The following is a 26,524-nucleotide window of genomic DNA, read 5'->3' as shown; positions in this document are numbered from 1 at the left end:
GTCCTCTTTGAGCCGGGATTCGGGATTCGGGAGTGGGGATTCGGAAGCACTCCGATCCTGCATCCCGCCTCTCCGTCCGGCGAGTGTTGTTGTTTGGAAGCCGGGATTCGGGATTCGGGAGTGAGGATTCGCAAAAGCGCGATCGCCCAACACCGTTGCCCGCTCCGCGGCGGAATCACTACAAAAAAAACCTGTCGCCTACCCTCTCTCCGCTCTCCGCTTTCTTGCTTTTGCTTTTGCTATTGCTCTTACGAATCCCAAATCCTGAATCCCGAATCCCGGCCCTCAAAACTCACCGCGATACCAGTTCTTCAATTTCTTGAACAGGCTGCCGGCGCGCCCGGTGGGCAGCGACGGACGCCGTGGGTGTTCGATCTGGCTGCCCATCAGCAGCAGGCCCACGCCGGTGGCGTGCACCGGGTTGCCGACCACTTCGCCCAGGCCGGTGACGTGCTGCGGGATGCCCACGCGGACCGGCATCTGCACCATTTCCTCGGCCAGTTCGACCACGCCTTCCATCTTCGAGGCGCCGCCGGTCAACACCATGCCGGCACGCACCAGTTCCTCGAAACCGGAGCGGCGCAGCTCGGCCTGCACCATCTCGAAGATCTCCTCGTAGCGGCCCTGCACCGCCTGCGCCAGCGAGTGGCGCGGCATGCGCCGCGGCGGGCGGTCGCCGACGCTCGGCACCTGGATGCTTTCCTCGGCGGTGGCCAGCTGCGCCAGCGCGCAGGCGTAGCGCACCTTGATCTGCTCGGCTTCCGGGGTGGGCGTGCGCAACATGTGCGCGATGTCGTTGGTGACGTGGTCGCCGGCGATCGGCAGCGAGGCGGTGTGGCAGATCGCGCCCTGCACGAACACCGCCAGGTCGGTGGTGCCGGCGCCCATGTCCACCAGCACCACGCCCAGCTCGCGCTCGTCGGCGGTCAGCACCGCGACCGAGGACGCCAGCGAGGACAGGATCAGGTCGTCCACCTGCAGGCCGCAGCGCTGCACGCACTTGCTGATGTTGGCCGCGGCCGACTGCGCGCACACCACCAGGTGCGCGTGCACCTCCAGGCGCACGCCGGTCATGCCGACCGGGTTGCGGATGCCTTCCTGCGAATCGTCGAGCACGTACTCGCGCGGGATCGCGTGCAGGATGCGCTGGTCGGCCGGGATCGCCACCGCCTTGGCCGCTTCCAGCACCCGGTCCAGGTCGTTCCAGGTGACCTCGCCGTCGCGGATCGGCACGATGCCGGGCGAGTTCTTGCATTGCACGTGGTTGCCGGAGATCGACGCGTACACCGAGCGGATCTCGCAGCCGGCCATCAGCTCCGCTTCCTCGACCGCGCGCTGGATCGACTGCACGGTGGATTCGATGTCCACCACCACGCCGCGCTTGAGCCCGCGCGATTCGTGCGAACCGATGCCGATCACCTCGATCGGATTGCCGGGCGAGTACTCGCCGACCAGCGCGACGACCTTGGAGGTGCCGATGTCCAGTCCAACGATGAGGGATTTGTCGCCTTTGCGGTTCATGTCTTGGAGCCGGGAATAGAGAATGGGGAATGGGGAATGGGGAAGAGCGGGCTCATGCGCGGGGATGGAGGGCCGGCCAATGCCGCATGGCGCGCGGGTTGGGTCGGAGCCGTGGGCTTTTTCTCCATTCCCGGTTCCCGATTCTCGATTCCCCGCTCCACCGTGAATCCATTGGTGTAGCGCAGGTCGGCGCGCGCGATCGGCGCCTGTTCCGGCGTGGCCAGTTGCGGCAGCACGCGTGCGAAGCGCGCCAGGCGGGCGCGGGCGTCGTCGCGGCCGACCACGACCTGCACGCCGTTGCCCAGCTGCAGCGACCAGCTGCCGCGCGCGTCCATCGCCACGCCGTCGACCTGCAGCCCGGCCGGCGCGAACAGCGCGCGCGATTCGTTGTACAGCGCGACCACGTCCTGCGCCTTGGCGTCCGGGCCGGCCAGTTGCGGCAACGCCATGCCGCGCAGTTCGCTCGGCAGCGCGAAGATGCGGCCCTGCTCGGACAGCATGCGGTCGCTGCCCCAGCGCGCGAACGGTCGGTGTTCAGTGACGCGCACTTCCAGCACGTCCGGCCAGCGCTTGCGCACCCGCGCGCTTTCCACCCACGGCAACCGTTCGATCGCGTCCTGCGCGTCCTGCAGGCGGACCGCGAAGAACCCGCGGCGCGCATACGGCAGCACCACCTGGCGCAACTGCTCGGCCGGCACGCGCTTGAAATCGCCGCTGACCTGCAGCCGGCTCAGCGGCCAGCGCTCGGCACCGACCCAGCCGTTGAGCACCGCCACCACCGGCAGCGCGACCAATGCCAGCGCCAGCAGCCAGGCGAGGATGCGCAGGAGGGCGGTCATGCGGCACTCCGTGCCGCGGGATTCGGGATTCGGAATTCGGGATTCGCGCAAGACACGCACGCGAGCGCACAGGCAGCGCGACGCTGCCGCTGTGCGAATCCCCAATCCCCAATCCCGAATCCCGGCTTCACAGCGTCTGCTCCAGCACGCGCCACACCAGCTCTTCGAAGCCGATGCCGGCCTGGCGTGCGGCCTTGGGCACCAGCGAGTGGCTGGTCATGCCCGGGGCGGTGTTGGCTTCCAGCAGGGCGAAATCGCCGCTGGCGCCGTCGCGCATCACGTCCACGCGGCCCCAGCCGCGGCAGCCGGCGGCGCGGAATGCGGCCAGCGCCAGTTCGCCCAGGGCAAGCTCGTCCTCACCGTCCAGGCCCGGGCACAGGTACTGGGTGTCCTCGGCCACGTACTTGGCGTGGTAGTCGTACCACTGGCCCTTGGGCACGATGCGGATCGACGGCAGCGCGGTGTCGCCGAGGATGGCCACGGTCAGTTCGTCGCCGACGATCATCTGCTCCATCAGCAGTTCGCCGTCGTAGCGCGCGGCCAGCGCCACCGCCTCGTCCAGCTGCGCCGGCTCGAACACGCGGGTCACGCCGACGCTGGAGCCTTCGTTGGCCGGCTTGACGATCACCGGCAGGCCCAGCTGCGCGGCCGCGGCGCGGATCGCGTCCGCCTGCGCGGTCGCCGCCAGGCGCACGTAGCGCGGCGTCGGCAGGCCCAGCGACAGCCACACCTGCTTGGTCCGCACCTTGTCCATGCTCAGCGCCGAGCCGAGCACCGGCGAGCCGGTGTAGGGCACGCCGAACGCGTCCATCAGACCCTGCACGATGCCGTCTTCGCCGCCGCCGTTGTGGCCGTGCAGCACGTTGAACACGCGGTCGAAGCGCTTGTCCACCAGCGCCTGCGCCAACGCCGGAATGCCGTCCACCGCCACCGCGTCGACGCCGCGCGCGCGCAGCGCCTCGAGCACGTTGCGGCCCGAATCCAGCGACACCTCGCGTTCGCTGGAAGTACCGCCGAGCAGCACCGCGACGCGGCCGAACACGGCCGGGTCGGTGTGGCGCGGCGGCGGGAAGTTCTGCGCGCTCATGGCTTGGCTCCGACGACGAACCCGTCCTGCGCGATGTGCTGGGCGACGTAGCCGATGTCGCCAGCGCCCATCATCAGCAGCAGGTCGCCGTCCTGCAGCACGTCCGGCAGCACTTCGCTCAGTTCGGCGACCTGCCCGACCACCACCGGCTCGCTGCGCCCGCGCGCACGGATCGCGCGCGCCAGCGAACGCGCGTCGGCGCCGGGGATCGGCGCTTCGCCGGCCGGATAGACCTCGCTGAGCACCAGTGCGTCCACTTCCGACAACACCGCGGCGAACGCGTCGAACTGGTCGCGGGTGCGGCTGTAGCGGTGCGGCTGGAACGCGACCACCAGGCGCTTGTCCGGCCAGCCGCCGCGCGCGGCGGCGAACACCGCGGCCAGTTCGCGCGGATGGTGGCCGTAGTCGTCGACCAGGCGCACGCGTGCGCCGGCGGCGGTGGTCACTTCACCCAGGTCGTTGAAGCGGCGGCCGATGCCGGCGAAGCTCTGCAGCGCGCTGGCGATCGCCTCAGGCGCCACGCCCAGCTGCCAGCCGATCGCGGCGGCGGCCAGCGCGTTGAGCACGTTGTGCCGGCCCGGCAAGGCCAGCGTCACCGGGGTGCTGCTGCCTTCCGGCAGGCGCAGGGTGAAGCGCATGCGCGGGCCGTCCTGGACCACGTCCTCGGCGCGCACGTCGGCGTTCTCGCTGAGCCCGTAGCTCATCACGTGGCGCGGGGTCTTGGCGGCCAGCGCGGCCACTTCCGGATCGTCGATGCACAGCACGGCCAGGCCGTAGAACGGCAGCCGCTGCAGGAATTCGGCGAACGCGGCCTGGACGCGGGCGAAATCGTTGCCGTAGTTCTCCAGGTGATCGGCGTCGATGTTGGTGATCACCGAGATCAGCGGGTTCAGGCGCAGGAAGCTGCCGTCGCTCTCGTCGGCCTCGGCCACCAGCCACTGGCCGCCGCCGAGCTTGGCGTTGGCGCCAGCGGCGAGCAGCTGCCCGCCGATCACGAAGGTCGGGTCCAGCCCGCCTTCGCTGAGCACCGCCGCGGCCAGGCTGGTGGTGGTGGTCTTGCCGTGCGTGCCGGCCACCGCGATGCCGCGGCGGAAGCGCATCAGCTCGGCCAGCATCGCCGCGCGCGGCATGATCGGGATGCGCTGGCTGCGCGCCTCCATCAGTTCCGGGTTGTCGTCGCGGATCGCGCTGGACACCACCACGCAGTCGGTGCCGAGCACGTTGGCCGCCGAATGCCCGCGCATCACCCGCGCGCCGAGCGTGACCAGGCGCCGCGTCGCCGCGTTGTCGGCGTTGTCCGAGCCGGACACCTCGTAGCCCAGGGTCAGCATGACCTCGGCGATGCCGCTCATGCCGGTGCCGCCGATGCCGACGAAATGCACGCGCGGAAACGCGCGGACCAGGTCGCCGGTGTCGTGGAGACGGCGGATCACAGGGCACCTCCTGCGGAGGTGCCGGGATTCGGAATTCGGGATTGGGGATTGGTGGCGTCGCCGGTGGCCTGTTGCCGCGGCGCATCGCCATGTACGGATGTCTGCATAGTGTCCTGCTTGTGCTCCTGCTCTTTACGAATCCCCAATCCCGAATCCCGACTCCCGGCCTCTTCCAGAATGATGTCCGCAATCCGCTCGGCCGCATCCGGCTTGGCCAGGCGGCGGGCGGCGTCGGCCATCGACAGGCGGCGTGCGGGGTTGCCGAGCAGGTCGCGCAGCACGCCCTGCAGGTTGGTCGCCAGGGCGTCGTCCTGCTTCAGCAGCACCGCGGCGCCGCGTTCGACCAGGTATTCGGCATTGCGGGTCTGGTGGTCGTCGACGGCGGCGGCGAACGGCACCAGCACGCTGCCGATGCCGACCGCGCACAGTTCGGCCAGGGTCGAGGCGCCGGCGCGGCACACGATCAGGTCGGCCCAGGCGTAGGCGGCGGCCATGTCGCCGATGAAGGCTTCGACGCTGGCAGCGACGCCGGCCTCGGCATAGGCCTGGGCCGCTTCGTCGCGCAATTTCTCGCCGCACTGGTGGCGCACTTCGACCTGCGCACCGAGCGCGGCCAGCGCGCGCGGCAGCGCCTGGTTCAGCGCGCGCGCGCCCTGGCTGCCGCCTAGCACCAGCAGGCGCACCGCGCCGTCGCGCGCGGCGAAGCGCTGCGCCGGCGGCGCCAGCGCGGCGATCTCGGCGCGCACCGGATTGCCCACCGCTTCCTCGCGCGCGGCGAAGCTGCCCGGGAACCCGGTCAGCACGCGACGCGCGACGCGCGACAGCACCTTGTTGGTCAGGCCCGGCGCGCGGTTCTGTTCGTGCACCAGCAGCGGCAGTTTCAGCAGGCGCGCAGCGATGCCGCCGGGGCCGGCGGCGAAGCCGCCGAAGCTGACCACTGCGCGCGGCATGCGCCGGCGCAACACGAAGCCGGCGGCGCGGATCGCACGCATCACCCGCAGCGGCGCGCCGAACAGCGCCAGCGCGCCCTTGCCGCGCAGGCCGCCGATTTCGATGGTGTCGATCTCGATGCCGTGCTGCGGCACCAGTTGCGTTTCCATGCGCCCGGCCGCGCCCAGCCACACCACCGGCACGCCGCGCGCGCGCAGCACCTTGGCCACCGCCAGCGCCGGGAAGATGTGCCCGCCGGTGCCACCAGCGAGGATCATCACCGGACGCGATGCAGCGTCGGTCATGGCGGTGCCGGTCATCGGCACGGACACACTCATCCCAGCCTCCCGAAGGTCGGCTCGACCCGCGGCTGCATGCGGCTGGTGCCGCGCGCCGGGGTGCCGGCCTGGATCGCCGCGGCCACCGCGCTGGCGCTGGCCTCGCGCGCGGCCTGCAGGTCCTCGGCGCTGTCCACGGTCTGCCTGACCGGCGGCGCGGCATCGCTGCGCACCTTCGCCACCTGGCGTTCGGCGCGATCGAGTTCGTAGGACACGCGCAGCAGCAGGCCCATCGCCACGCAAGTCATCAGCACGCTGGAACCGCCGGCGGAGATCAGCGGCAGGGTCAGGCCCTTGGTCGGCAGGATGCCCAGGTTGACGCCGACCGACACGAAGCTCTGCAGGCTGATCCACAGGCCGATGCCGAAGGCGATGTAGCCGGAGAAGTGGCGCTTCATTTCCACGCAGCGCATGCCCAGCCAGAACGCGCGCCCGACCAGCAGCGCGTACAGCGCGATGATCAGGCACACGCCGGTGAAGCCCAGCTCCTCGGCGATCACCGAGAAGATGAAGTCGGTATGCGCCTCGGGCAGGTAGTTGAGCTTCTGCACCGAGCCGCCCAGGCCGACCCCGAACAGTTCGCCGCGGCCCACCGCCATCAGCGCATTGGACAGCTGGTAGCCGGAACCGAGCTGGTCGGCCCACGGGTCCAGGAACGAGGTGATGCGGCGCAGGCGGTACGGTTCCAGGATCGCGATGAAGGCGAACACCGGCAGCCCGATCACGATCGGCATCGACATGCGCGGCAGGTTGACCCCACCCAGCACCAGCATGCCGGCGGTGATCGCCAGCAGCAGCGTGGAGGAACCGAAGTCCGGCTGCAGCAGCAGCAGGCCGACCAGCGCCACCGCCACGCCCAGCGGCTTGAGCATCGCCGGCCAGGTGGCGTTGACCTCGTCGCGGAAGCGCACCAGGTAGCTGGACAGCCACACGATGTACAGCACCTTCACCGCTTCCACGGTCTGGAAGCGGGAGATGCCCAGGTTGATCCAGCGCCGCGCGCCGTTGACGGTGCTGCCCAGCCCCGGCACGAACACCACCAGCAGCAGGCCGAAACAGGCCAGCAGCAGCAACTGGTTGTACTGCTCGATGTTCTTCAGCTCGGTGCGCATCGCCCAGATCGCCAGGCCGATGCCGCCGGCCAGGAACAGCAGGTGCCGGGTCAGGTAGTAGAACGGGCTGACGGTCAGCTCGATCGAGCTGGAACCGACCATCACCACGCCCAGCGACGCCAGCGCCACCACGGCGCCGAGCAGCCACGGGTCGTAGCGGCCGCCGATGGCCTCGAGTCGGGTTGCCTGGCGCGCGGCGTCGTTCATCAGCGCACCTTCAACGTGGCCAGGCCGACCAGCACCAGCACCACCGAGATGATCCAGAAGCGCACGATCACCCGCGGCTCGGGCCAGCCCTTCAGTTCGAAGTGGTGGTGGATCGGCGCCATGCGGAACACGCGCTTGCCGGTGAGCTTGAACGAAGCGACCTGGATCATCACCGACAGCGTCTCGACCACGAACACGCCGCCCATGATCACCAGCACCAGTTCCTGGCGCACGATCACCGCGATGGTGCCGAGCACCGCGCCCAGCGCCAGCGCGCCGATGTCGCCCATGAACACCATCGCCGGGTAGGTGTTGAACCACAGGAAGCCCAGACCCGCGCCGGCGATCGCCGCGCAGATGATGATCAGCTCGCCGGCGCCGGGAATCGAGGGAATCTTCAGATAAGCGGAGAACACCGCGTTGCCCGAGGCGTAGGCGAACACGCCCAGCGCGCAGGCCACCAGCACGGTCGGCATGATCGCCAGCCCGTCCAGGCCGTCGGTCAGATTGACCGCGTTGGAGAAGCCGACGATCCAGAAGTAGGCGATGGCGACGAAGCTGATCCCGGCCAGCGGCAGCGCGATCGACTTGAACATCGGGATGTAGAAAGTGATCGCGGCCGGCACGTCGGCGCTGTAGTACAGGAACAGGCCCGCGGCCAGGCCGAAGATCGACTGCAGCAGGTACTTCCAGCGCGACTTCAGCCCGTTCGGGTCGCGGCGCACGATCTTGATCCAGTCGTCGTACCAACCGATCACGCCGAACGCCAGCATCACCGCCAGCACCAGCCACACGTAGCGGTTGCGCAGGTCGCCCCACAGCAGCACCGACAGCAGCACGGTCAGCAGGATCATCGAGCCGCCCATGGTCGGCGTGCCGGCCTTGGAGAAATGGCTCTGCGGGCCGTCCTGGCGGATCGGCTGGCCGCCCTTGAACTGCGCCAGCTTGCGGATCACCGCCGGGCCCAGCCACAGCGACAGGAACAGCGAGGTCAGCGCCGCGAGGATGCCGCGGAAGGTGAGGTAGCCGAACAGCCCGAACAGGCTCTCCAGCTGCTGCAGCCAGCGGGACAGTTCAAGCAGCATGCGGCGCCTCCTCTCCCTGCGCCAGCAGCGCGCTCACGATCTTGTCCATGGCGCTGCCGCGCGAACCTTTGATCAGGAGGGTGGGAGGAGCCGGGAATCGGGAATCGGGAATCGGGAGTCGGGGGGGCAAAACGTCGTCTGCCACCGCGCCGGTGTTCTCATCCATCAGCTCTGTTTCCTGCTCTTGATCTTGCTCTTCACGAATCCCCAATCCCGCTCGCTGTTCGACAGCCGCAGGCTGGCCATCCCTACTCCCGGCCGCGCGCAGATCCGCACGCAGCGCGGCGATCAGCGCCGCATGGCTGTCGAACACGCGTCCGTTCTCGCCGAAGGCCTGCGCGGCGACGGCGCTGAGCGGGCCCAGCGCGTACAGCCGGGTCAGGCCGGCGTCGCGGGCGCGGCGGCCGCCGCTGGCGTGCAGCGCTTCGGCACCGTCGCCGAGTTCGCGCATGTCGCCCAGCACCAGCCAGCGCTCGCCGCCGGCGGCGGCCAGCGCGTCGATCGCCGCGGCCAGCGAACCGGGGTTGGCGTTGTAGCTGTCGTCGATCAGCACCGCGCCGCCGGGCAGCGTATGCGCGATCTGCCGGCCCGGCACCGGCTGCACCTGCGCCAGGCCCGCGGCGATCAGCGCCGGCGCGATGTCCAGCGCCAGCGCCAGCGAGGCGGCGGCCAGTGCGTTCATCAGGTTGTGCCGGCCCGGCAATGGCAGCGTCGTTTCGATCTCGCCCTGCGGGGTGACCAGCACGAACTGCGAGCGGTCCGGGCGCATGCGCAGCTGCGTGGCGGTGACCTCGGCGCTGGCCTGCAGGCCGAAGCGCAGCACGCGCGGGGCCAGCGGCGCCGGCAGGCGCTGCTCGAACCACAGCCCGAACGCGTCGTCGGCATTGATCACCGCGGTGCCGCCGGCGGTCAGCGCGGCGTAGATCGCGCCCTTGGTCGCGGCGACGCCGAGCAGGCTGCCCATCCGCTCCAGATGCGCCGGGGCGATGTTGTTCACCAGCGCCGCATGCGGGGCGACGATGTCGGTCAGGTAGGCGATGTCGCCCGGCTTGCCGGCGCCCATCTCGTAGATCGCGTAGTCGGCCGCGTCCGGCGCTTCGATCACCGCCAGCGGCAGGCCGATCTCGTTGTTGCGGTTGCCGGGATTGGCGTAGACGCTGCCGCCCTGGACCCGGCAGGCATGCTGCAGGATCGCCAGCAGCAGCGCCTTGACGCTGGTCTTGCCGTTGCTGCCGGTGATCGCAGCCACCCGCGTGGCGCGGCCGCGCTGCATGCCGGCGGCGATCCGCGCGAGCGCCAACTGGGTGTCGGCGACCAGGATCTGCGGCAGTTCGCTGTGCGGCTGCAGCAGCTCCACCAGCAACGCGCTGGCGCCGCGCGCGGCGGCATCGGCGACGAAGTCGTGGCCGTCGAAACGCTCGCCGCGCAGCGCCACGTACAGGCTGCCCGGCGCCAGCGTGCGGGTGTCGTGGGCGATCGCGTCGATCGCCACGTCGTCGCCGTGCAGCTCGGCGCCGGCCCAGTGCGCGATCATCGACAGCGGCAGACGCTTCATCGGGCGTGCTCCACTGACCGTGCGGCGCGCGCCTGCAGGGCCTGCGCGGCGATCTCGGTGTCGTCGAACGGATGCTGGATGCCGGCGATCTCCTGGTACGGCTCGTGGCCCTTGCCGGCGATCAGCACGATGTCGTCGGGGCCGGCTTCGGCCACGGCCAGGGCGATGGCCTGCGCGCGGTCGCGCTGCACGCGCACCGCCTGCAGGTCGGTGAACCCGGCCAGGATGTCGGCGACGATGCGGTCGCCATCCTCGCCACGCGGATTGTCGTCGGTGACGATCACCGCATCGGCCAGGCGCTGCGCGATCGCCGCCATTTGCGGGCGCTTGCCGGTGTCGCGCTCGCCGCCGCAGCCGAACACGCACAGCAGGCGGCCGTGGGCGTGGCCGCGCAGGCTGTCCAGCGCCTGCTCCAGCGCGTCCGGGGTGTGCGCGTAGTCGATCACCAGCAGCGGCTGCGCGTCGCTGCCGCCGAGGCGGTTCATGCGCCCGCGGATCGGCTGCAGCTGCGACAGCGTCGCGGCGATGCGCGCCGGCGCCACGTCCAGCGCGTGCAGCACGCCGGCCACCGCCAGCAGGTTGTCCACGTTGAAGCGGCCGAGCAGCGGCGACTGCAGCGGATGCCGCGCGTCGCCGATCAGCAGGTCGAAACCGATGCCGCGCGCGTCCAGGCGCAGCGCCTCGGCGCGCAGCGTGGCGTCGGCCTGGCCGCGCGAGCTGACGCCGATGCGGCGCAGCGCCGGGGCCAGCGTCGCCAGCAGCTCGCGGCCGAATGCGTCGTCGAGATTAACCACCGCTGCCTTCAGCCCCGGCGTGGCGAACAGGCGCGCCTTGGCTGCGCCATAGCCGGCCATGTCGCCGTGGTAGTCCAGATGGTCGCGGGTGAGATTGGTGAACACCGCCACGTCGAAGTGCACCGCATCGACGCGGCCCTGGTCCAGCGCGTGCGAACTCACTTCCATCGCCACCGCCTGCGCGCCGGCGTCGCGCAGCTGCGCCAGCAGCGCGTGCGTCTGCAGCACCAGCGGCGTGGTGAAACCGGTCGGCACCACGTCGCCGTACAGGCCGACGCCGAGCGTGCCGATGCTGCCGCTGCGCGTGCCCAGGCACTGCCAGGCCTGCGCCAGCAACTGCACGGTGGAAGTCTTGCCGTTGGTGCCGGTGACCCCGACCATGGTCATCGTCCGCGACGGATGGCCGTGGAACTGGTCGGCCATCGCGCCCATGCGCGCGCGCAGGCCCGGCACCGCGATCGCGTCGGCCGGCACCGGCAATTCGGCCGGGGCCGGCGGTTCGAACAGGATCGCCGCGGCGCCATTGGCCTGCGCCTGCGCGACGAAGCCCAGCCCGTGCGCGCCGAACCCGGCGATCGCCACGAACGCATCGCCGGCGCGCACCGCGCGGCTGTCCATGACCAGCCCGGACACCTGCACGTCGCGCGCCAGCGCCACGTCCGGCAGCAACTGCGACAGCGGCAGCGCGCGGCTCACTGGCGGGTCTCCTGCAACGGCACCGGCTGCGCGGCCGGCGGCGGCGTGACGGCACGGGCGATGGGCAGCGCCGCTTCCACTTCGGCGGCGGCATCGGGCACCACGGCCGGATCCGGCTCCACCGGCGCCGGCGGCGGCGCATGGCCGCTCTTGCCGGCGGCCTGCGCCGCCAGCCATGCCTGGATGTCGTCCGGCGGCACGTCCATCAGCCGCAGCGCACCTTCCATCACGTTGTGGAACACCGGCGCCGAAACCAGGCCGCCGTAGTACTTGGCGCCCTGCGGATCGTTGATCACGATGACCGTGGCGAAGCGCGGATTGGTCGCCGGCACCAGGCCGGCGAACAGCGCGTTGTAGTGGCCGCGGATATAGCCGCCGGGACCGTTCAGGCGCGCGGTGCCGGTCTTGCCGGCGACGTGATAGCCGAGGATCGCCGCGCCCTTGGCGCCGCCCTGGGTCACCACGGTTTCCATCATCGACACCACTTCCTTGGCGATCGCCGGGCTCAGCACTTCCTTGGTGTCCTCGTGCTGGCCCTTGACGAAGGTCGGCGTGACCAGCTTGCCGCCGTTGCCCAGCGCGCAGTACGCGCGCGCGATCTGCAGCGGCGTCACCGACAGGCCGTAGCCGTAGGACATGGTGGTCTTGGACGACCCGCTCCAGCGTGCCGGCGAGGGCAGCACGCCGGCCGATTCGCCGGGGAAGCCGCTGTGCGGGGCGCTGCCGTAGCCGTAGCTGTGGATCTGGTCGTAGAAGGTCTGGTCCGGCAGCTTGGCCGCGATCTTGGCCGCGCCGATGTTGGAGCTGCGGGTGATTACCCCGGTCACGGTCAGCACGCCGTTGTTGCGCGGCACGTCCTTGATGGTGAAGCGGCCGATCGCCATGTAGCCCGGGTTGGTGTCGATCAGCGTGTCCTTGGTCACCACCCCGGCCTTGAGCGCGGTGGAGATGGTCAACGGCTTCATCGTCGAACCCGGCTCGACCAGGTCGGTGACCGCGCGGTTGCGGCGCGCATCGGAATTGACCCCGGTGACCGAGTTCGGGTTGTAGGTCGGCAGGTTGACCATGGCCATGATCTCGCCGGTGGCCACGTCCATCACCACGATCGAACCGCCGGCGGCGTTGTTTTCCACCAGCGCGTTGCGCAGTTCCTTGTAGGCCAGGAACTGGATGCGGCGATCGATGCTGAGGGTCAAGTCCTTGCCCGGCTCGGCCGGTTTGACCAGGTCGATGCTTTCCACGATCGCGCCCTTGCGGTCGCGGATCACGCGCTTGGAGCCGGGCTTGCCGCGCAGCCATTCGTCGAACGCCAGCTCCAGCCCTTCCTGGCCGCGGTCGTCGATGTTGGTGAAGCCGAGCACGTGCGCCATCGCTTCGCCCTGCGGGTAGAAGCGGCGGAACTCGCGCTGCGAGAACACGCCCGGGATGCCCAGCGCGACCACCGCATGCGCCTTGTCCGGATTGATCCGGCGCTTGAGGTACATGAACTCCTTGTCCGACTTCTGCGACAGCTTGGCGGTCAGCTCGTCGCTGGGCAGTTCCAGCGCCTGCGCCAGCTGCGGGATGCGGTCGGGATTGCGCAGCAGCTCCTGCGGATTGACCCAGATCGACTCCACCGGCGTGGACACCGCCAGCGGCTCGCCGTTGCGGTCGGTGATCATGCCGCGCGAGGTCGCGATCGGCAGCTCGCGCAGGTAGCGCGCCTCGCCCTGGCGCTGGTAGAAGTCGCTGTTGATGATCTGCACGTAGGCGGCGCGACCGATCAGGGTGACCGAGCACAGGCTCAGCGCCGCACCGACCAGCACCAGCCGGCCACGGAGATTGAAGTTGCTGCGCGGGCGGTTGCGGCCGGTCTTGCTCATGGCCGCACCACCACGATGTCGCCGGTTTCCGGAAACTTCATGCCCAGCCGCTCGCGCGCGACCTGGTCGACGCGGTTGCTTTCGGCCCAGGTCGCCTGCTCCAGCTGCAGCCGGCCGAACTCGATGTTCAGCTCGTCGCGGTTGTGCTCCAGCCGCGACAGCTCGACGAACAGCTGGCGATGGCGATGGCGCATGTACACCACCCCGATCGCCGAGGCGATGGTGCAGGCGAGCAGGACGATCAACAGCAGCCGGCTCATTGGGCGTCTCCTGGCGGAGACGCCGGGATTGGGGATTCGGAATTGGGGATTGGAGAAGAGCGCTCGCCCAATCCCCAATCCCCAATCCCCAATCCCAGCTTCTCGGCCACTCGAAGCACCGCACTGCGCGCGCGCGGATTGAGCGCCAGCTCGGCGCCGTCGGCCTTGATCGCGCCGCCGTGCAGTTGCAGGGTCGGCACGAACGGCTGGGCCTCGGGCAGGCGGCGGTTGCTCGGCGGGGCCTTGGCGTGGCGGTTCATGAACTGCTTGACGATGCGGTCTTCCAGCGAGTGGAAGCTGATCACCGCCAGGCGCCCGCCCGGCTTGAGCTTGGCCAGCGCCGCGTCCAGCCCGGCTTCGAGGTCGGCCAGTTCGCGGTTGATGTGGATGCGGATCGCCTGGAAGCTGCGCGTGGCCGGATGGGTCTTGCTGTCGCCGCGCGGCATCACGCTGGCGATCAGGTCGGCCAGCTGCGCGGTGCGGGTCAGCGGCTGCTCGGCGCGGCGCGCCACGATCGCGCGGGCGATGCGCCGGCTCTGGCGTTCGTCGCCATAGGTCCACAGCACGTCGGCGATGGCGCGCTCGTCGGCGCGCGCCAGCCACTGCGCGGCGCTCTCGCCGGCGTCCGGATCCATGCGCATGTCCAGCGGGCCGTCCTTGCCGAACGAGAAGCCGCGCTCGGCCACGTCCAGCTGCGGCGAGGACACGCCCAGGTCGAACAGCACGCCGTCCAGATCGGCGGCGGCGTCCCACTGCGCCAGTTCGGCGAAGCTGCCGCGGCGGATGCGCACGCGCGCGTCGCCACCGAACGCATGTTCGGCTTCGGCGATCGCCTCGGGATCCTTGTCCATCAACAGCAGCCGGCCTCCTGGGCCGAGTTTGTGCAGCACCCCGCGCGCGTGTCCGCCACGCCCGAACGTGCCATCCAGATAGATTCCGTCTTCGATCACCTGCAGCCCGTCCATGACCTGCGCGAACAACACCGGCACATGCGCCGCCGGCGGTTGCGACACCGGAAGGTGACCGGCCTGCGCCTGTCCGCGCATCCGGACACCCCGGCTCACAACTTCAGATCGAGCAATCCATCGCCCAGATCCTCGTCAGACAATGTCTGCTGGATCAGTGCGCGATGAGCCTGCTCGCTCCATAGTTCGAACTTGTCGCCCATGCCCAACAGCACGGCGCGCTTTTCGATGCCCACCGCAGCGCGGTGGCTCGGCGGGATGGTGATGCGGCTGTTGGCGTCCAGCTCCAGCGCGGCCGAGGAACCGACCAGCTTCTGCTGCAGGACCCGCACCACGCGCTGGGTATTGGGCTTGGCCATGACGTCGTCACGGACCCGCTCCCATTCCTTCTCCGCGTACAGCCACAGGCATCCGGCCTCGAACGGGTTGTAGGTCAGCACCAGCCGATTGCCGCTCGCACGCACGACGAGGTCGCGGTACGCGGTGGGAACCGCCATACGCCCCTTGTCGTCCACTGTGATTGCGGTCTCGCCCTGAAACACGACGCCTACACCTTTCAAATCCGCCTGGACGGTCATTGAACCACGAAAAACCACAAAAAACCCGGTTTTCCCTCGAGTGCCCACCTTAGCAGCGCGCGAAAGGTTGTCAACAACTTTGCGAGCGATAAATCGCTAGCCACATCAATGGCTTGCGCCATTCTTTAGAGACTTGTTCAAAGCTTATCCACAAGTTGCTGTTTCGTCTCATATTTTGAGATTGAGCGGAAATTCAGCCCTGTGCACAAGGCGTTAAGACAGCGGCCAGCTGCCGCGGCCACGACCGACCGGCTCGCCTGCCGCTGCGCAAAACCGCACAATCGGCGGCCTATGTGCCTGGTCGCCCTCGCCCTCGAATCGCACCCGCGCTGGCGCCTGCTGCTGGTCGGCAACCGCGACGAATTCCACGCCCGCCCGACCGCGCCGCTGCAGCGCTGGGCGGCGCCGGCGCAGCGCGTGCTGGCCGGGCGCGACCTGCGTTCCGGCGGCAGCTGGGTGGGCCTGGACGACGCCGGCCGCTGCACCGTGGTCACCAACGTGCGCGACCCGCTGGCGTCGATGTCCGGCGCTTCGCGCGGCGCCCTGGTCGCCGACTACCTGGCCGGCGCCGCGCCGGCGGGCGCCTTCGCCGACGCCCTGGCGCTGCGCGCCGACGCCTACCCGCCGTTCAACCTGCTGCTGGCCGACGCCGAAGGCGCGCAATACCTGGGCAACCACCCGCCTGCCCGGCAGCGCCTGGCGCCCGGCATCCACGGCATGTCCAATGGCGCGCTGGACGCGCCATGGCCGAAGACGGTGCGCCTGTGCGAGGTCCTGGCGGGGTGGATCGCCGCCGGCGACGAGGACCTGTCCCCGCTGTGGCGCGCGCTGGCCGACGAGACAATCGCCGCCGACGCGCAGTTGCCCGACACCGGCGTGGGCCTGGAACTGGAGCGGCGCCTGTCGCCGGCCTTCATCCGCGGCCACGACTACGGCACCCGCGCCAGCACCATCGTTGCGGTGGACGGCGACGGATACGGCTGGATCCACGAGCGCCGCTTCGGCGCCGATGGGGTGTTCCTGGGGGAGAAGCGGCTGGAGGGGCTCGGGACCGGGGACTCGGGACTCGGGGCCCGGTAAGAGTTGCGTTGCGGCCATTCGCTTTTCCGGACATCCGATTCCGCGCGGCGCAGTGGCGCCGCACATGCGACAATGCCCACGGCGGAGTCGGCCAGACAGTCGCGTCATCCCGGTGCATTTCGGTGCAGTGGGGTGCCGAGGAAAGTCCGGGCTCCATAGGGCAAGGTGCCAGGTAACGCCTGGGCGGCGCGAGCCGACGGATCAGTGCAACAGAAAGATACCGCCTAAGTCTGCGCAAGCAGGCCGGTAAGGGTGAAATGGTGCGGTAAGAGCGCACCGCGAGTCCGGTAACGGACCGGTACGGCAAACCCCACCTGGAGCAAGACCAAATAGGGACCTCATGGCGCTGCCCGCGTCGGGTCCGGGTAGGTTGCTCGAGCGCCGCGGTGACGCGGCGCCTAGAAGAATGACTGTCCACGACAGAACCCGGCTTATCGGCCGGCTCCGCCACTTTCTCAAAAAATCTCCAGACTCCGGGCCAGACTCCCGGGTCCGGAGGCTTTAGCCCCTGTGCCGAAACATCTTTCAGACTGACGCACACGCCCAGGGCATCTCATTGATGACCTGGCGCTCGCCAGCGACAACCTGCGAGCACTCGCCATCGAGCAGGCCGGCGACTACTCGCACCAGCAGATCGTCGCCTGGATGCATCGCCACGACCTGACGCTGGATTCGGCCGCCGCGGCATTGGGTGTGAGCCGGCGCATGCTGGCCTACTACCGCAGCGGCGAGAAGCCCGTCCCCAGGAGCATCGGGTTGGCGATGCTGGGATGGGAAGCCGAACAGGCAGGGTTCCGATTCCCGGCAGTCGCCTGACAGCGCATTCGCCTGGGAACGGCAGGTTTGCGATCGCCTGTTGCAGGCCAGTCGGCACCGGCTCGGTTTACAGCCGCCTCATCCCCCATACAACGCCTTGCGCGGCGCCCCGGTGATCTCCGCGGCCAGCTTGGCGGCGGTGGACGGCGGCAGGTGCGCGCTGAGCGTGGCGTAGACGCGGCGACCCTCGGCCAGTTGCGCGTCGGCATCGTCGCCGGCGCCCTGCACGATCAGCACGAACTCGCCCTTGCGCTGATTGTCGTCGGCTTCCACCTGCGCCTGCAGCTCGGCCAGGCTGCCGTCGAGCACGGTCTCGAACAGCTTGGTCAGCTCGCGCGCCAGCACCGCCGGCCGCGCGTCGCCGAACGCGGCACGGCAGTCGGCCAGGGATTCGACGATGCGGTGCGCCGATTCGTAGAACACCAGGGTGCGCGGCTCGCCGGCCAGGCGCGCCAGGCGCTCGCGGCGGCCGGAGGCCTTGGCCGGCAGGAAGCCCTCGAAGCTGAAACGGTCGCTGGGCAGGCCGGCCACGCTGAGCGCGGCGATCGCCGCGCAGGCGCCGGGCACCGGGCTGACCCGCACCCCGGCCTCGCGCGCCGCGCGCACCAGCCGGTAGCCGGGATCGCTGACCAGCGGGGTGCCGGCATCGCTGACCAGGGCCAGCGACTCGCCGCCGAGCAGGCGCGCGACGATGCGCTGCGCCAGCGCGTCCTCGTTGTGCTCGTGCAGCGCGACCAGCGGCTTGTCGATGCCGAAATGCGCCAGCAGCTGGCCGCTGCGGCGGGTGTCCTCGGCGCAGATCGCGGCGACCGCGCGCAGCACCTCCTGCGCGCGCGGCGTCAGGTCGGCGAGATTGCCGATCGGCGTGGCGACGACATGCAGGGTTCCGGGCTGGGCGCTCATCTACGGCTTTCCATGGTCAAGGGTAGAATCGTAGCGGTTTTCCCCGGCACGCCCCGGCGTGCCCTGCCGAATGGACCAGAAATGAACAAGCGATTCGCAAGGATTTCCGCCCTGTCGCTGCTGGCGCTGCTGTTCGCCGGCTGCGCCACCACCAGCGTGACGCAGAGCGCGTCCTCGCCGGCCCAATCCGCGGCGCTGGCGCTGCTCGACCAGGGCAAGCCGCGGGAAGCGGCGCAGCAGCTCGAGGCGCAGGCCGCCACGGCCACCGGCAGCGAGCGCAACCAGCTGCTGGCCGATGCCGCCTTCGCCTGGTACGAGGGCGGCGACGTCGCCCGCGCGCGCAGCCTGGCCGCGCAGGTGCAGCCGCGCCAGCTATCGGGCCTGAGCAAGGTCCGGCTGGCTCTGGTCAACGCCGAACTGGCCCTGGTCGACCGCCAGCCGGCGCAGGCGCTGCAGGCGCTGGGCAGCGATCCGCAGGCGGTGCCGCAGAACCTGCGCGCGCGCTGGCACCTGGCCCGCGCGCAGGCGCTGGAAGGCACCGGCGACGCCACCGCGGCGCTGGACGAACGCGCCCGCGCCGATATCGGCCTGACCGGCCAGGCGCGCAGCGACAACCAGCGCGCCATCGTGCGCCAGCTGGCGGCGTTGAACGACGCCACGCTGCAGGCGCGCGCCGCCGCGCTGCCGGCCGGCGATCCGCTGTACAACTTCGCCGGGCGCGCGCTGATCAGCCGCGGCCTGGCGCTGCCGCGGCCGTTCGACCGCGGCGAGCAGTGGGGCTTCGACACCAGCAAGCGGCCGCCGGCCGAGCGCGACGGCTACCGCCCGCCGGCCAAGCTGGCGGTGCTGCTGCCGCTGAGCGGCACCCTGGCGACCGCGGCCGCGCCGGTGCGCGACGGCCTGCTCGCCGGCTACTACGGCGAGACCCGGCGCCGCCCGGAGATCAACTTCATCGACACCACCGGCACCCCCGCCGGCGCGCTGGCCGCCTACCAGAAGGCGATCGATGGCGGCGCCGACTTCGTGGTCGGCCCGCTCGGCCGCGACGAGGTCACGGCGCTGTTCGCGCGCGACGCGCTGCCGGTGCCGTTGCTGGCGCTGAACCGCGGCACCGGCGCCCCGCCCGCCGGCAGCGCCGGCTTCTCGCTGGCGCCGGAAGACGACGGCATCGCCGCCGCCGAATACCTGCTGGCGCACGAGCGCCGCAACGCGCTGGTGATCGGCAGCAACGACGACAACGGCCGCCGCGCGGTGGCCGCGTTCCGCGAGCGCTTCAGCGAGCGCGGCGGCAAGGTCGCCGCCAGCGTCAGCGTGGCCGAGGTGCCGGGCGATGTCGGCGCGCAGCTGCGCAACGCCGGTGCCGCCGACGCGGTGTTCCTGGCGGTGAAGGGCAGCACCGCGCGCGCGCTGGCGCCGCAGCTGGCGCTGGCCGGTTTCGCCGGCAAGAGCAGGGTGGCGACCTCGCAGCTGGTGCTCGGCACCGGCAAGCCGGAGGACGACCTGGTGCTGGATGGCATCGCCTACCCGAGCGAACTGTGGAGCGTGCGCGGCGTCGGCGGCCTGCCGGCGGCGACCAGCGTGGCCGAGACGCTGCCGACCGCGCGCGGCCCGGCCGCGCGCCTGTTCGCGTTCGGCTACGACGCCTGGCAGATCAGCGCCTACCTGGAGAAGCTCGCCACCGGCGCCGAGGCCAATCTGCGCGGCGCCACCGGCGTGCTGCACCTGGACGGCTTCGGCAACATCCTGCGCACCCCGGCCTGGTCCACCTTCAGCGGCGGGCGCGCGACGCCGCTGCCCGATGGGCGTTGACCGCCGGCAGCGCGGCAACGATGTGGAAGCGGCGGCGCGCGCCGAACTGGAGCGCGCCGGCCTGCAACTGATCGCCGCGAACGTGCGCTATCGCGGTGGCGAACTGGATCTGGTGATGCAGCAGGCGCAGTGCCTGGTGTTCGTCGAGGTGCGCTACCGGCGCAACGACGCGTTCGGTGGCGGCGCCGCCTCGGTCGACCTGCGCAAGCGCCGCCGGCTGGTGTTGGCGGCGCAGTTGTTCCTGGCCGCGCATCCGCACTACGCGGACTGGCCGTGCCGCTTCGACGTGGTCGAGGCCGAAGGCGAACCGCCGCGGCTGACCTGGCTGCGCGACGCGTTTCGCGCCGACGACTGCTGACGTGCCCAGCATCTTCACCCACGCCGCGATCCCGCTGGCGCTGTGGGCCGCCGCCGATCGCGGACGCATTTCCGCGCGCCTGCTCGGCGCCGGCATCGGCGCATCGATGCTGCCCGATCTGGACGTGGTCGCGTTCGCCCTGCACATTCCCTACGCCGATACGTTCGGCCATCGCGGCGCCAGCCATTCGCTGCTGTTCGCCGCGGCGCTGGGCGTGTTGGGTGCCCTGCTGCACCGACCGCTGCGTGCCGGCGCGCTGCAGGCGGCGACCTGGATATTCGTCTGCACGCTCTCGCACCCGCTGCTCGATGCGCTGACCTCCGGCGGCCTCGGCGTCGCCCTGGCCTGGCCGTGGAGCGAGCAGCGCTGGTTCGCGCCGTGGCGGCCGATCCGCGTCTCGCCGTTCGCCAACGGCTTCTTCGGCGCGCGCGGCATGGCCACGCTGTTGTCCGAGTTGCGCTGGGTGTGGCTGCCGCTGGCAGTGACGGTCGGCACCTGGAAACTGCTGCAGCTGCCGCCCTCTTCCGCTTCGCGATCCCAGCCATGACCACGCCGCTGCCTGCCGCCCTGACCGACACCCTCGCCGCGCTGCTCGGCGCCGACGGCTGGCGCACCGACGACGCCAGCCGCCGCAGCTACGGCGAGGACGATTCGCGGCGCTGGGCGCTGGCCGACGCGGTGGCGCTGCCGCAGACCCGCGACCAGGTGCAGGCGATCGTGCGTGCCTGCCGCGAACACCGCGTGCCGATCGTCGCGCGCGGCGCCGGCACCGGCACCGCCGGCGCCGCGGTGCCGTTCGACGGCGGTGTGGTGCTGTCGTTCGCGCGCATGAACCGCATCGTGCAGCTGCGCCCGCAGGACCGCTGCGCGGTGGTCGAGCCGGGCGTGCTCAACGGCGACCTGCAACAGGCGCTGGCGCCGCACGGCCTGTTCTGGCCGCCGGACCCGTCCAGCGCCGAGATCTGCAGCATCGGCGGCAACCTGTCGACCAACGCCGGCGGCCCGCGTGCGGTGAAGTACGGCGCCACCCGCGACAACGTGCTCGGCGTGGTCGCGGTGACCGGCGCCGGCGAACTGATCCGCTGTGGCGGCGCCTACACCAAGGACGCCACCGGCTACGACCTGAGCCACCTGCTGGTCGGCAGCGAAGGCACCCTGGCGCTGATCGTGGAGGCCACCCTGAAACTGTCGCCGCGGCCGCTGGCGCAGGCCGGGCTGCGCGCGTTCTACCGCGATGCCGGCAGCGCCGCGGCGGCGGTGTCGCGACTGATGGCGCAGCCGACCACGCCGGCGATGCTGGAATTCATGGACCGCAGCGCGATCGCGCTGCTGCGCCGCAACGGCAGCGACGTGCCCGAGGCCGGCGCGATGCTGTTGATCGAGGCCGACGGCGACCACGACACCCTGCCCTACGCGCTGCAGGCGCTGGGCGCGGCCGCCGAAGGCGACGGCCTGCTGTCGCTGGACGTGGCCACCGACGGCGCCGCGCGCGACCGGCTGTGGGCGGCGCGCCGCGCGCTGTCGCCGGCGCTGCGCACGATCAAGCCAGGCAAGATCAACGAAGACGTGGTGGTGCCGGTGTCGCGCATTCCCGAGCTGGTCGCAGGAGTCGAGGCACTGGCGGCGGAATTCGAGCTGCCGATCGTCGCCTTCGGCCACGCCGGCAACGGCAACCTGCACGTCAACATCATGTACGCGCCCGACGACGCCGCCGAGACCGCGCGTGCGCACGCCGCGCTGCCGCGCCTGTTCGCGCTGGTGCTGGCGCTGGAAGGCACGCTGTCGGGCGAGCACGGCATCGGCGTGGCCAAGCGCGACTACATGGCGCAGGCCTTCGACGCGGCCACGCTGGACGCGATGCGCGCGGTGAAGCGCGCGCTGGACCCGGACGGCATCCTCAATCCGGGGAAGGTGTTGCCGGACAGATAGCGGGACTCGGGACTCGGGACTCGGGACTCGCAAGAATCGGCCCGATACCGCGCGCAGGCGACCGGCGACCGTTTTTTTTGTAGGAGCGGCTTCAGCCGCGACGAACGAAGTGGAAAAAGCTGACGACCTGGGAATCTGTCGGGGCTGAAGCCCCTCCTACAGTGCACCGGGCCGGGTTATCGACCGTCTTGCAGAACCGGCTCCGATTAACCGCGCGTCTCAGCCGCTGCGCTCGCTCATCCCGATGAAGCGCAGGCCCACGCCCGGCTCGGTGGCGATGTAGCGCGGCGCCACCGCGCTGTCGCCGAGTTTCTGCCGCAGTTTGCCGACCAGGATGCGCAGGTAGTGGGTGTCCTCCTGGTGGGTCGGCCCCCACACTTCGCGCAGCAGTTGCGGCTGGGTGAGCACGCGCCCGCTGTGCCGCAGCAGCAGCGCGAGCAGCGCGTATTCCTTGCGGCTCAGCGGCAGCGGCTCGCCGTCCAGGCGCACCTCGCGCAGGCCCAGGTGGATGTGCAGGTGGCCGTCGTCGAACACCGGCTCGGCCTCGCCGGCGGCCGGCTGCATGCGCAGCAGCACGCGGATGCGCGCCATCAGTTCCTGCACGCCGAACGGCTTGGTCACGTAGTCGTTGGCGCCGGCGTCCAGCGCCTGCACTTTCTCCGCTTCGCCGGCGCGCACGGTGAGCATGATCACCGGCACCGCGGACCACTGCCGCAGTTCGCGCAGCACGCTGTGCCCGTCCTGGTCGGGCAGGCCCACGTCGAGCACCACCAGTTCGGCGCCGTGCGCGGCCAGTTGCGCCAGGCCGTCGCCGCCGCTGGCCGCCTGCAGCACGCGGTAACCCTGCGCGCGCAGGCTGATGTCCAGGAAACGCCGGATCTGCGGCTCGTCGTCGATGACCAGCACGCGCGGCGGCGGAATCGGATCGGCGTGGGACTCAGTCGGCATCGGGGCGGGGCGGCGGGGCGGCGGGTTCGATCAACGGCAGAGTAATGCGGATCGTGGTGCCGCAGCCATCGGCGCCGGGCAGCGCCTCGACACTGCCGCCGTGCGCGCCGATCATGCCCTGGCAGATGGTCAGGCCCAGGCCGGTGCCGTGGCGGCCGCGGTCGCCGCGTTCGACGCTGTAGAACATGTCGAAGATGCGCGCGCGCTCGTCCTCGGGAATGCCCGGGCCGCGGTCGCCGATGTCGATGCGCAGGCGCCCGTCGACCATCGCCGCGGCGACCCGGATCGCCTCGCCCTCCGGCGAAAATTTCGCCGCGTTCTCCAGCACGTTGAAGATCGCCTGTTCGACCAGCGCCGGATGCACCCACAGCGTCGGCAGCTCGGCGGCCAGGGCGATGTCCAGCCGCACCTGCGGCTGGTAGCGCTGCAGCCGCCGCGCGGCCGAGCCGATCAGTTCGTCCACATCGATCCAGTCGCGGTTCAAGGTCAGCCCGGTGTGGCCGAGCCGGGTCATGTCGAGCAGGTTCTGGATGTAGCGGTCCAGGCGCTCGCCTTCCAGCTGGATCGTCTCCAGCAGGCTGCGGCGGTCGTCGGCGTCCATCGCCTGGCCGTAGCTGGACAGGCTGCTGGCCGCGCCGATCATCGCCGCCAGCGGCGAGCGCAGGTCGTGCGACACCGACGACAGCAGCGCCGAGCGCAGGCGTTCGGTCTCGCCGCTGACCCGCGCGCTTTCCAGGTCGGCGACCAGCCGCGTGCGCAGTGCGGCCTGGCCGATGTCCTCGACCATGGCTTCGGCCAGGCGCTGCTGCTCCAGCCCGGGACGCTGCACGCCGGCGGCGAATTTCAGCCCGACCACGCCGATCGCGCCGCGCTCGTGGCGCACCGGCAGGAACCACCAACTGGCGCCGGCCAGGGTGTCGGTGAAGCGGCCGGTAGCCTGGCCGTGGCGCTGCGCCCAGTCGGCGGCGCTGCGGTCCACCGCAGCCATCGACGCCGCGTAGTCGTGCGCGCCGTCCTGCGCCGCGGCGTGCGCCGCTTCCAGCGGCTGCAGCCGCACCCAGGCCTCGGCCTCGAGCGTTGCCGCCAGCGCGCGGCGCCCGGCCTCCAGCACCTGGCCCAGGTCGGCGGCGCTGGTCAGTTCGCGACCCAGCCGCTGCAGTGCGGTGGTCTGCGCGTTGGCCGCGCGCAGCGCCAGCACCTGCATGCGCAGCCGCGATGCCAGCCGCCCGGCGACCAGCGCCGCGACCAGGAACAGCAGCACCGTGACCACGCCCTGGCGCGCGCCGATGTGCAGCGTGTAGCGCGGTTCGATGAAGAAGAAGTTGTAGGCGAAGAAGCTCAGCAGCGCCGACAGCACCGCCGCGGCCATGCGCGTCTTCGCCGCGACCATCACCACCGCGACGATGAACACCATCGACAGGTCGTCGATGCCGACCCAGCGTTCGGCGATCCAGGCCACCGCCACCGCCAGCAGCGACGCGACGGTGGCGAACGCCAGGTCGTCGCGCGACAGCCAGTGGCCGGGACTGCGCCAGCGCCGCCGCGCGCGTGCGCGCGCCTCCGGCGAGCTGATGATGACCAGTTCGTAGTGCGCGCCGCGCTGCAGCAGTTGCTGGGTGAGCGTGCGGTTGATCATCCGCGCCAGCGGCCGTTCGCGGGTGCGGCCGAGCAGCAACGTGGACACGCCGTTGTGCGCGGCGTGGTCGAGCAATGCATCGGCCACGCTGGCGCCGTGCAGCAGCGCGGCGTCGCCGCCGAGCCGCCGCGCCAGCGCGAAGGCGCGATCGACTTCCAGTTGCCAGGCTTCCTCCGGCTGCGCCTGGGTCTGCACGGTGACCACGCTCCACGGCGCGCCGCGGCGCTCGGCCAGGCGCCGCGCCACCCGCACCAGATAGTCGGACTGGCCGCGCCCGTCGATCGCCACCAGCACCCGCCGCCGCAACGCCACGCCGGGCCGGCCCTGCGCGGCGTGCTCGTCGCGCAGATCGTTGTCGACGCGGTCGGCCGCGGTCTGCATCGCCAGTTCGCGCAGCGCGGCCAGGTTCGACGGCGAGAAGAACGCCTGCAGCGCCTGTCCCGCCTGCTCGGGCAGATACACCTTGCCCTGCTGCAGGCGTTCGATCAGTTCGCGCGGCGGCAGGTCGACCAGCACGATGTCGCGCAGCCGGTCGAAGATCGCATCGGGCACGGTCTCGCCGACGCGGATGCCGGTGATGCGGTGGACCACGTCGTTGAGGCTTTCCAGGTGCTGGATGTTGACCGTGCTGTAGACGTCGATGCCGGCGTCGAGCAGCTCCTGCACGTCCTGCCAGCGCCGCTCGTGGCGGCTGCCGGGCGCGTTGCGGTGGGCCAGTTCGTCGACCAGCACCAGCGGCGGGCGCCGCGCCAGCAGCGCGTCCAGGTCCATTTCCTCGAGGGTGCGGCCGCGGTACTCCACGCGCTGCCGCGGCTGCACGGCCAGCCCGTCCAGCAATGCCGCGGTTTCGGCGCGGCCATGGGTCTCGACCACGCCGACCACCACCTCGCTGCCCTGCTGCTGCAGCTGGCGCGCGCGCGACAGCATCGCGTAGGTCTTGCCGACGCCGGGCGCCGCACCCAGAAACACGGTCAGCCGTCCACCGCGTTCGCGCTGGAGTGCGCCGATCAAGGCGTCGGCCTGCTGGGTTCGTGAATCGGACATGTGAGCGCCGGGATTGGGGATCGTGAGTCGGGATTCGCAGAGCCTACAGCCTTGGGCCGCCGGGACTACTGCTTTTGCTTTTCTCCATTCTTGATTCCCGCCTCCCCGTTCCCGGCTCCATCCAATGCCAGATTCAGCGCCAGCACATTCACCCGCGGCTGACCGAGCACGCCGAACTGGCGCGGCTGCGCCTGTGCGGCGACCAGCGCGGCGACGGTCGCCACCGGCAGGTCGCGCGCCTTGGCCACGCGCGCGACCTGCTGCTGCGCCGCGGCCACGCTGATGTCCGGGTCCATGCCGCTGCCGGACTGGGTCAGCAGGTCGTCCGCCACCTGCGCCGGGGCGACGCCGTCGCGCGCGGCCACGCTGGCGCGCGCGTCGGCGATGCGCTGCTGCAGCTCCGGATTGCTGCGCGCCTGGTTGCTGCCGGCCGCGGCCATCGGGTCGAACTTGGCCGCCGACGGACGCGGCTGGAAATAGCCGGGCGCGGCGAACGGCTGCGCGACCAGCGCCGAACCGAACACGCGGCCATCGCGTTGCAGCAGGCTGCCGTTGGCCTGCGCCGGGAACAGCGCGCCGGCGAGCAGGGTGGACAGCAGCGAGTACAGCGCGGCGGCGCCCAGCACCAGCAGCGGCAGCAGCAGCGCCGCGCGCCAGCGCAGCGGTTCGCGGTAGGAAGAGGAAACCGGGGAAACGTTCATCGCGGGAGGTCCGGAAAGGAAGCGGAAGATCGGCGCCG

General features: G+C 70.9%; 23 protein-coding genes and 1 other RNA gene. 7 read left to right on the top strand and 17 right to left on the bottom strand.

The window, feature by feature from the left end; translation table 11 throughout:
* Positions 1 to 285 precede the first annotated feature (285 nt).
* The 13 genes from ftsA to H9658_RS11895 all read right to left on the bottom strand — a co-directional run bounded on the left by ftsA (position 286) and on the right by H9658_RS11895 (position 15,262).
* Positions 286 to 1,521 carry a cell division protein FtsA gene (gene ftsA, locus H9658_RS11955; RefSeq protein ID WP_003465508.1) on the bottom strand — a complete coding sequence of 412 codons (1,236 nt, stop codon included), beginning with the start codon at positions 1,519 to 1,521 and terminating at the stop codon, positions 286 to 288.
* On the bottom strand, positions 1,518 to 2,360 hold the full coding sequence (locus tag H9658_RS11950) for a cell division protein FtsQ/DivIB (RefSeq protein WP_191825496.1): 843 nt from the start codon (positions 2,358 to 2,360) through the stop codon (positions 1,518 to 1,520). The genes ftsA and H9658_RS11950 overlap by 4 nt, the downstream gene beginning before the upstream one ends.
* Before the next feature lie 127 nt (positions 2,361 to 2,487).
* Positions 2,488 to 3,447: a D-alanine--D-alanine ligase gene (locus tag H9658_RS11945; RefSeq protein ID WP_191825495.1), complete on the bottom strand. Its 960-nt coding sequence runs from the start codon at positions 3,445 to 3,447 to the stop codon at positions 2,488 to 2,490.
* Entirely contained in the window at positions 3,444 to 4,880 is a 1,437-nt protein-coding gene (murC, locus tag H9658_RS11940) for a UDP-N-acetylmuramate--L-alanine ligase (RefSeq protein WP_191825494.1), read from the bottom strand. Before murC ends, H9658_RS11945 begins: the two co-directional genes overlap by 4 nt.
* Entirely contained in the window at positions 4,877 to 6,148 is a 1,272-nt protein-coding gene (gene murG / locus H9658_RS11935) for an undecaprenyldiphospho-muramoylpentapeptide beta-N-acetylglucosaminyltransferase (RefSeq protein ID WP_191825493.1), read from the bottom strand. Before murG ends, murC begins: the two co-directional genes overlap by 4 nt.
* The gene (ftsW, locus tag H9658_RS11930) at positions 6,145 to 7,467 is read right to left on the bottom strand and encodes a putative lipid II flippase FtsW (protein WP_179568388.1); all 1,323 of its coding nucleotides are present in this window, start codon (positions 7,465 to 7,467) and stop codon (positions 6,145 to 6,147) included. Before ftsW ends, murG begins: the two co-directional genes overlap by 4 nt.
* Positions 7,467 to 8,552, bottom strand: coding sequence for a phospho-N-acetylmuramoyl-pentapeptide-transferase (mraY, locus tag H9658_RS11925; protein ID WP_179568390.1), 1,086 nt, complete (start codon positions 8,550 to 8,552; stop codon positions 7,467 to 7,469). Before mraY ends, ftsW begins: the two co-directional genes overlap by 1 nt.
* Positions 8,542 to 10,107: a UDP-N-acetylmuramoyl-tripeptide--D-alanyl-D-alanine ligase gene (locus H9658_RS11920; RefSeq protein WP_191825492.1), complete on the bottom strand. Its 1,566-nt coding sequence runs from the start codon at positions 10,105 to 10,107 to the stop codon at positions 8,542 to 8,544. Before H9658_RS11920 ends, mraY begins: the two co-directional genes overlap by 11 nt.
* Entirely contained in the window at positions 10,104 to 11,597 is a 1,494-nt protein-coding gene (locus H9658_RS11915) for a UDP-N-acetylmuramoyl-L-alanyl-D-glutamate--2,6-diaminopimelate ligase (RefSeq protein ID WP_191825491.1), read from the bottom strand. The genes H9658_RS11920 and H9658_RS11915 overlap by 4 nt, the downstream gene beginning before the upstream one ends.
* On the bottom strand, positions 11,594 to 13,459 hold the full coding sequence (locus tag H9658_RS11910; protein ID WP_179568397.1) for a peptidoglycan D,D-transpeptidase FtsI family protein: 1,866 nt from the start codon (positions 13,457 to 13,459) through the stop codon (positions 11,594 to 11,596). Before H9658_RS11910 ends, H9658_RS11915 begins: the two co-directional genes overlap by 4 nt.
* Positions 13,456 to 13,719 (bottom strand): cell division protein FtsL, encoded by a 264-nt coding sequence (ftsL, locus tag H9658_RS11905; RefSeq protein ID WP_009576670.1) that lies wholly within the window; start codon positions 13,717 to 13,719, stop codon positions 13,456 to 13,458. The genes H9658_RS11910 and ftsL overlap by 4 nt, the downstream gene beginning before the upstream one ends.
* Positions 13,716 to 14,765: a 16S rRNA (cytosine(1402)-N(4))-methyltransferase RsmH gene (rsmH, locus tag H9658_RS11900; RefSeq protein WP_191825546.1), complete on the bottom strand. Its 1,050-nt coding sequence runs from the start codon at positions 14,763 to 14,765 to the stop codon at positions 13,716 to 13,718. The genes ftsL and rsmH overlap by 4 nt, the downstream gene beginning before the upstream one ends.
* A 14-nt stretch (positions 14,766 to 14,779) precedes the next feature.
* The gene (locus tag H9658_RS11895; protein WP_179568399.1) at positions 14,780 to 15,262 is read right to left on the bottom strand and encodes a division/cell wall cluster transcriptional repressor MraZ; all 483 of its coding nucleotides are present in this window, start codon (positions 15,260 to 15,262) and stop codon (positions 14,780 to 14,782) included.
* Between the two features lie 291 nt (positions 15,263 to 15,553).
* Here H9658_RS11895 and H9658_RS11890 point away from each other — a divergent pair, with 291 nt between their 5' ends.
* The 3 genes from H9658_RS11890 (at position 15,554) to H9658_RS11880 (ending at position 17,158) form a co-directional block, all read left to right on the top strand.
* Positions 15,554 to 16,342, top strand: a complete 789-nt coding sequence (locus H9658_RS11890; protein WP_191825490.1) for an NRDE family protein — start codon at positions 15,554 to 15,556, stop codon at positions 16,340 to 16,342.
* 83 nt (positions 16,343 to 16,425) lie between these two features.
* Positions 16,426 to 16,792, top strand: an RNA gene (gene rnpB, locus H9658_RS11885) — RNase P RNA component class A.
* A 195-nt stretch (positions 16,793 to 16,987) separates the two neighbouring features.
* Positions 16,988 to 17,158 carry a hypothetical protein gene (locus tag H9658_RS11880; protein WP_225209908.1) on the top strand — a complete coding sequence of 57 codons (171 nt, stop codon included), beginning with the start codon at positions 16,988 to 16,990 and terminating at the stop codon, positions 17,156 to 17,158.
* A gap of 78 nt (positions 17,159 to 17,236) precedes the next feature.
* On the opposite strand, the gene rsmI is transcribed toward H9658_RS11880, so the two are convergent.
* Positions 17,237 to 18,061 (bottom strand): 16S rRNA (cytidine(1402)-2'-O)-methyltransferase, encoded by an 825-nt coding sequence (gene rsmI, locus H9658_RS11875; protein WP_179568403.1) that lies wholly within the window; start codon positions 18,059 to 18,061, stop codon positions 17,237 to 17,239.
* 81 nt (positions 18,062 to 18,142) lie between these two features.
* Here rsmI and H9658_RS11870 point away from each other — a divergent pair, with 81 nt between their 5' ends.
* From H9658_RS11870 to H9658_RS11855, 4 genes are read left to right on the top strand one after another with little or no spacing between them, the layout of a single operon-like run.
* Positions 18,143 to 19,870 (top strand): penicillin-binding protein activator, encoded by a 1,728-nt coding sequence (locus H9658_RS11870; protein WP_191825489.1) that lies wholly within the window; start codon positions 18,143 to 18,145, stop codon positions 19,868 to 19,870.
* Positions 19,860 to 20,228 carry a YraN family protein gene (locus H9658_RS11865; protein WP_179568407.1) on the top strand — a complete coding sequence of 123 codons (369 nt, stop codon included), beginning with the start codon at positions 19,860 to 19,862 and terminating at the stop codon, positions 20,226 to 20,228. Before H9658_RS11870 ends, H9658_RS11865 begins: the two co-directional genes overlap by 11 nt.
* Position 20,229: 1 nt before the next feature.
* Complete coding sequence (locus H9658_RS11860; RefSeq protein WP_191825488.1) at positions 20,230 to 20,775, top strand: metal-dependent hydrolase; 546 nt, start codon at positions 20,230 to 20,232, stop codon at positions 20,773 to 20,775.
* The gene (locus tag H9658_RS11855; protein ID WP_191825487.1) at positions 20,772 to 22,157 is read left to right on the top strand and encodes an FAD-binding oxidoreductase; all 1,386 of its coding nucleotides are present in this window, start codon (positions 20,772 to 20,774) and stop codon (positions 22,155 to 22,157) included. Before H9658_RS11860 ends, H9658_RS11855 begins: the two co-directional genes overlap by 4 nt.
* A gap of 219 nt (positions 22,158 to 22,376) precedes the next feature.
* Here H9658_RS11855 and H9658_RS11850 read toward each other — a convergent pair whose 3' ends face one another.
* The 3 genes from H9658_RS11850 to kdpC form a co-directional block, all read right to left on the bottom strand.
* Complete coding sequence (locus tag H9658_RS11850) at positions 22,377 to 23,105, bottom strand: response regulator (protein WP_191825486.1); 729 nt, start codon at positions 23,103 to 23,105, stop codon at positions 22,377 to 22,379.
* A complete protein-coding gene (locus H9658_RS11845) occupies positions 23,095 to 25,785 on the bottom strand; it encodes a sensor histidine kinase (protein ID WP_191825485.1) in 2,691 nt (896 codons plus the stop codon). The genes H9658_RS11850 and H9658_RS11845 overlap by 11 nt, the downstream gene beginning before the upstream one ends.
* A gap of 65 nt (positions 25,786 to 25,850) precedes the next feature.
* Positions 25,851 to 26,486 carry a potassium-transporting ATPase subunit KdpC gene (gene kdpC / locus H9658_RS11840; RefSeq protein WP_191825484.1) on the bottom strand — a complete coding sequence of 212 codons (636 nt, stop codon included), beginning with the start codon at positions 26,484 to 26,486 and terminating at the stop codon, positions 25,851 to 25,853.
* Positions 26,487 to 26,524 lie beyond the last annotated feature (38 nt).

Origin of the sequence: Xanthomonas bonasiae, assembly GCF_014836395.1 — a bacterium.
Taxonomy (GTDB): domain Bacteria; phylum Pseudomonadota; class Gammaproteobacteria; order Xanthomonadales; family Xanthomonadaceae; genus Xanthomonas_A; species Xanthomonas_A bonasiae.
The sequence above is the reverse complement of the archived record's forward strand: the minus strand, read 5'-3'. Positions and strand labels throughout refer to the sequence as shown.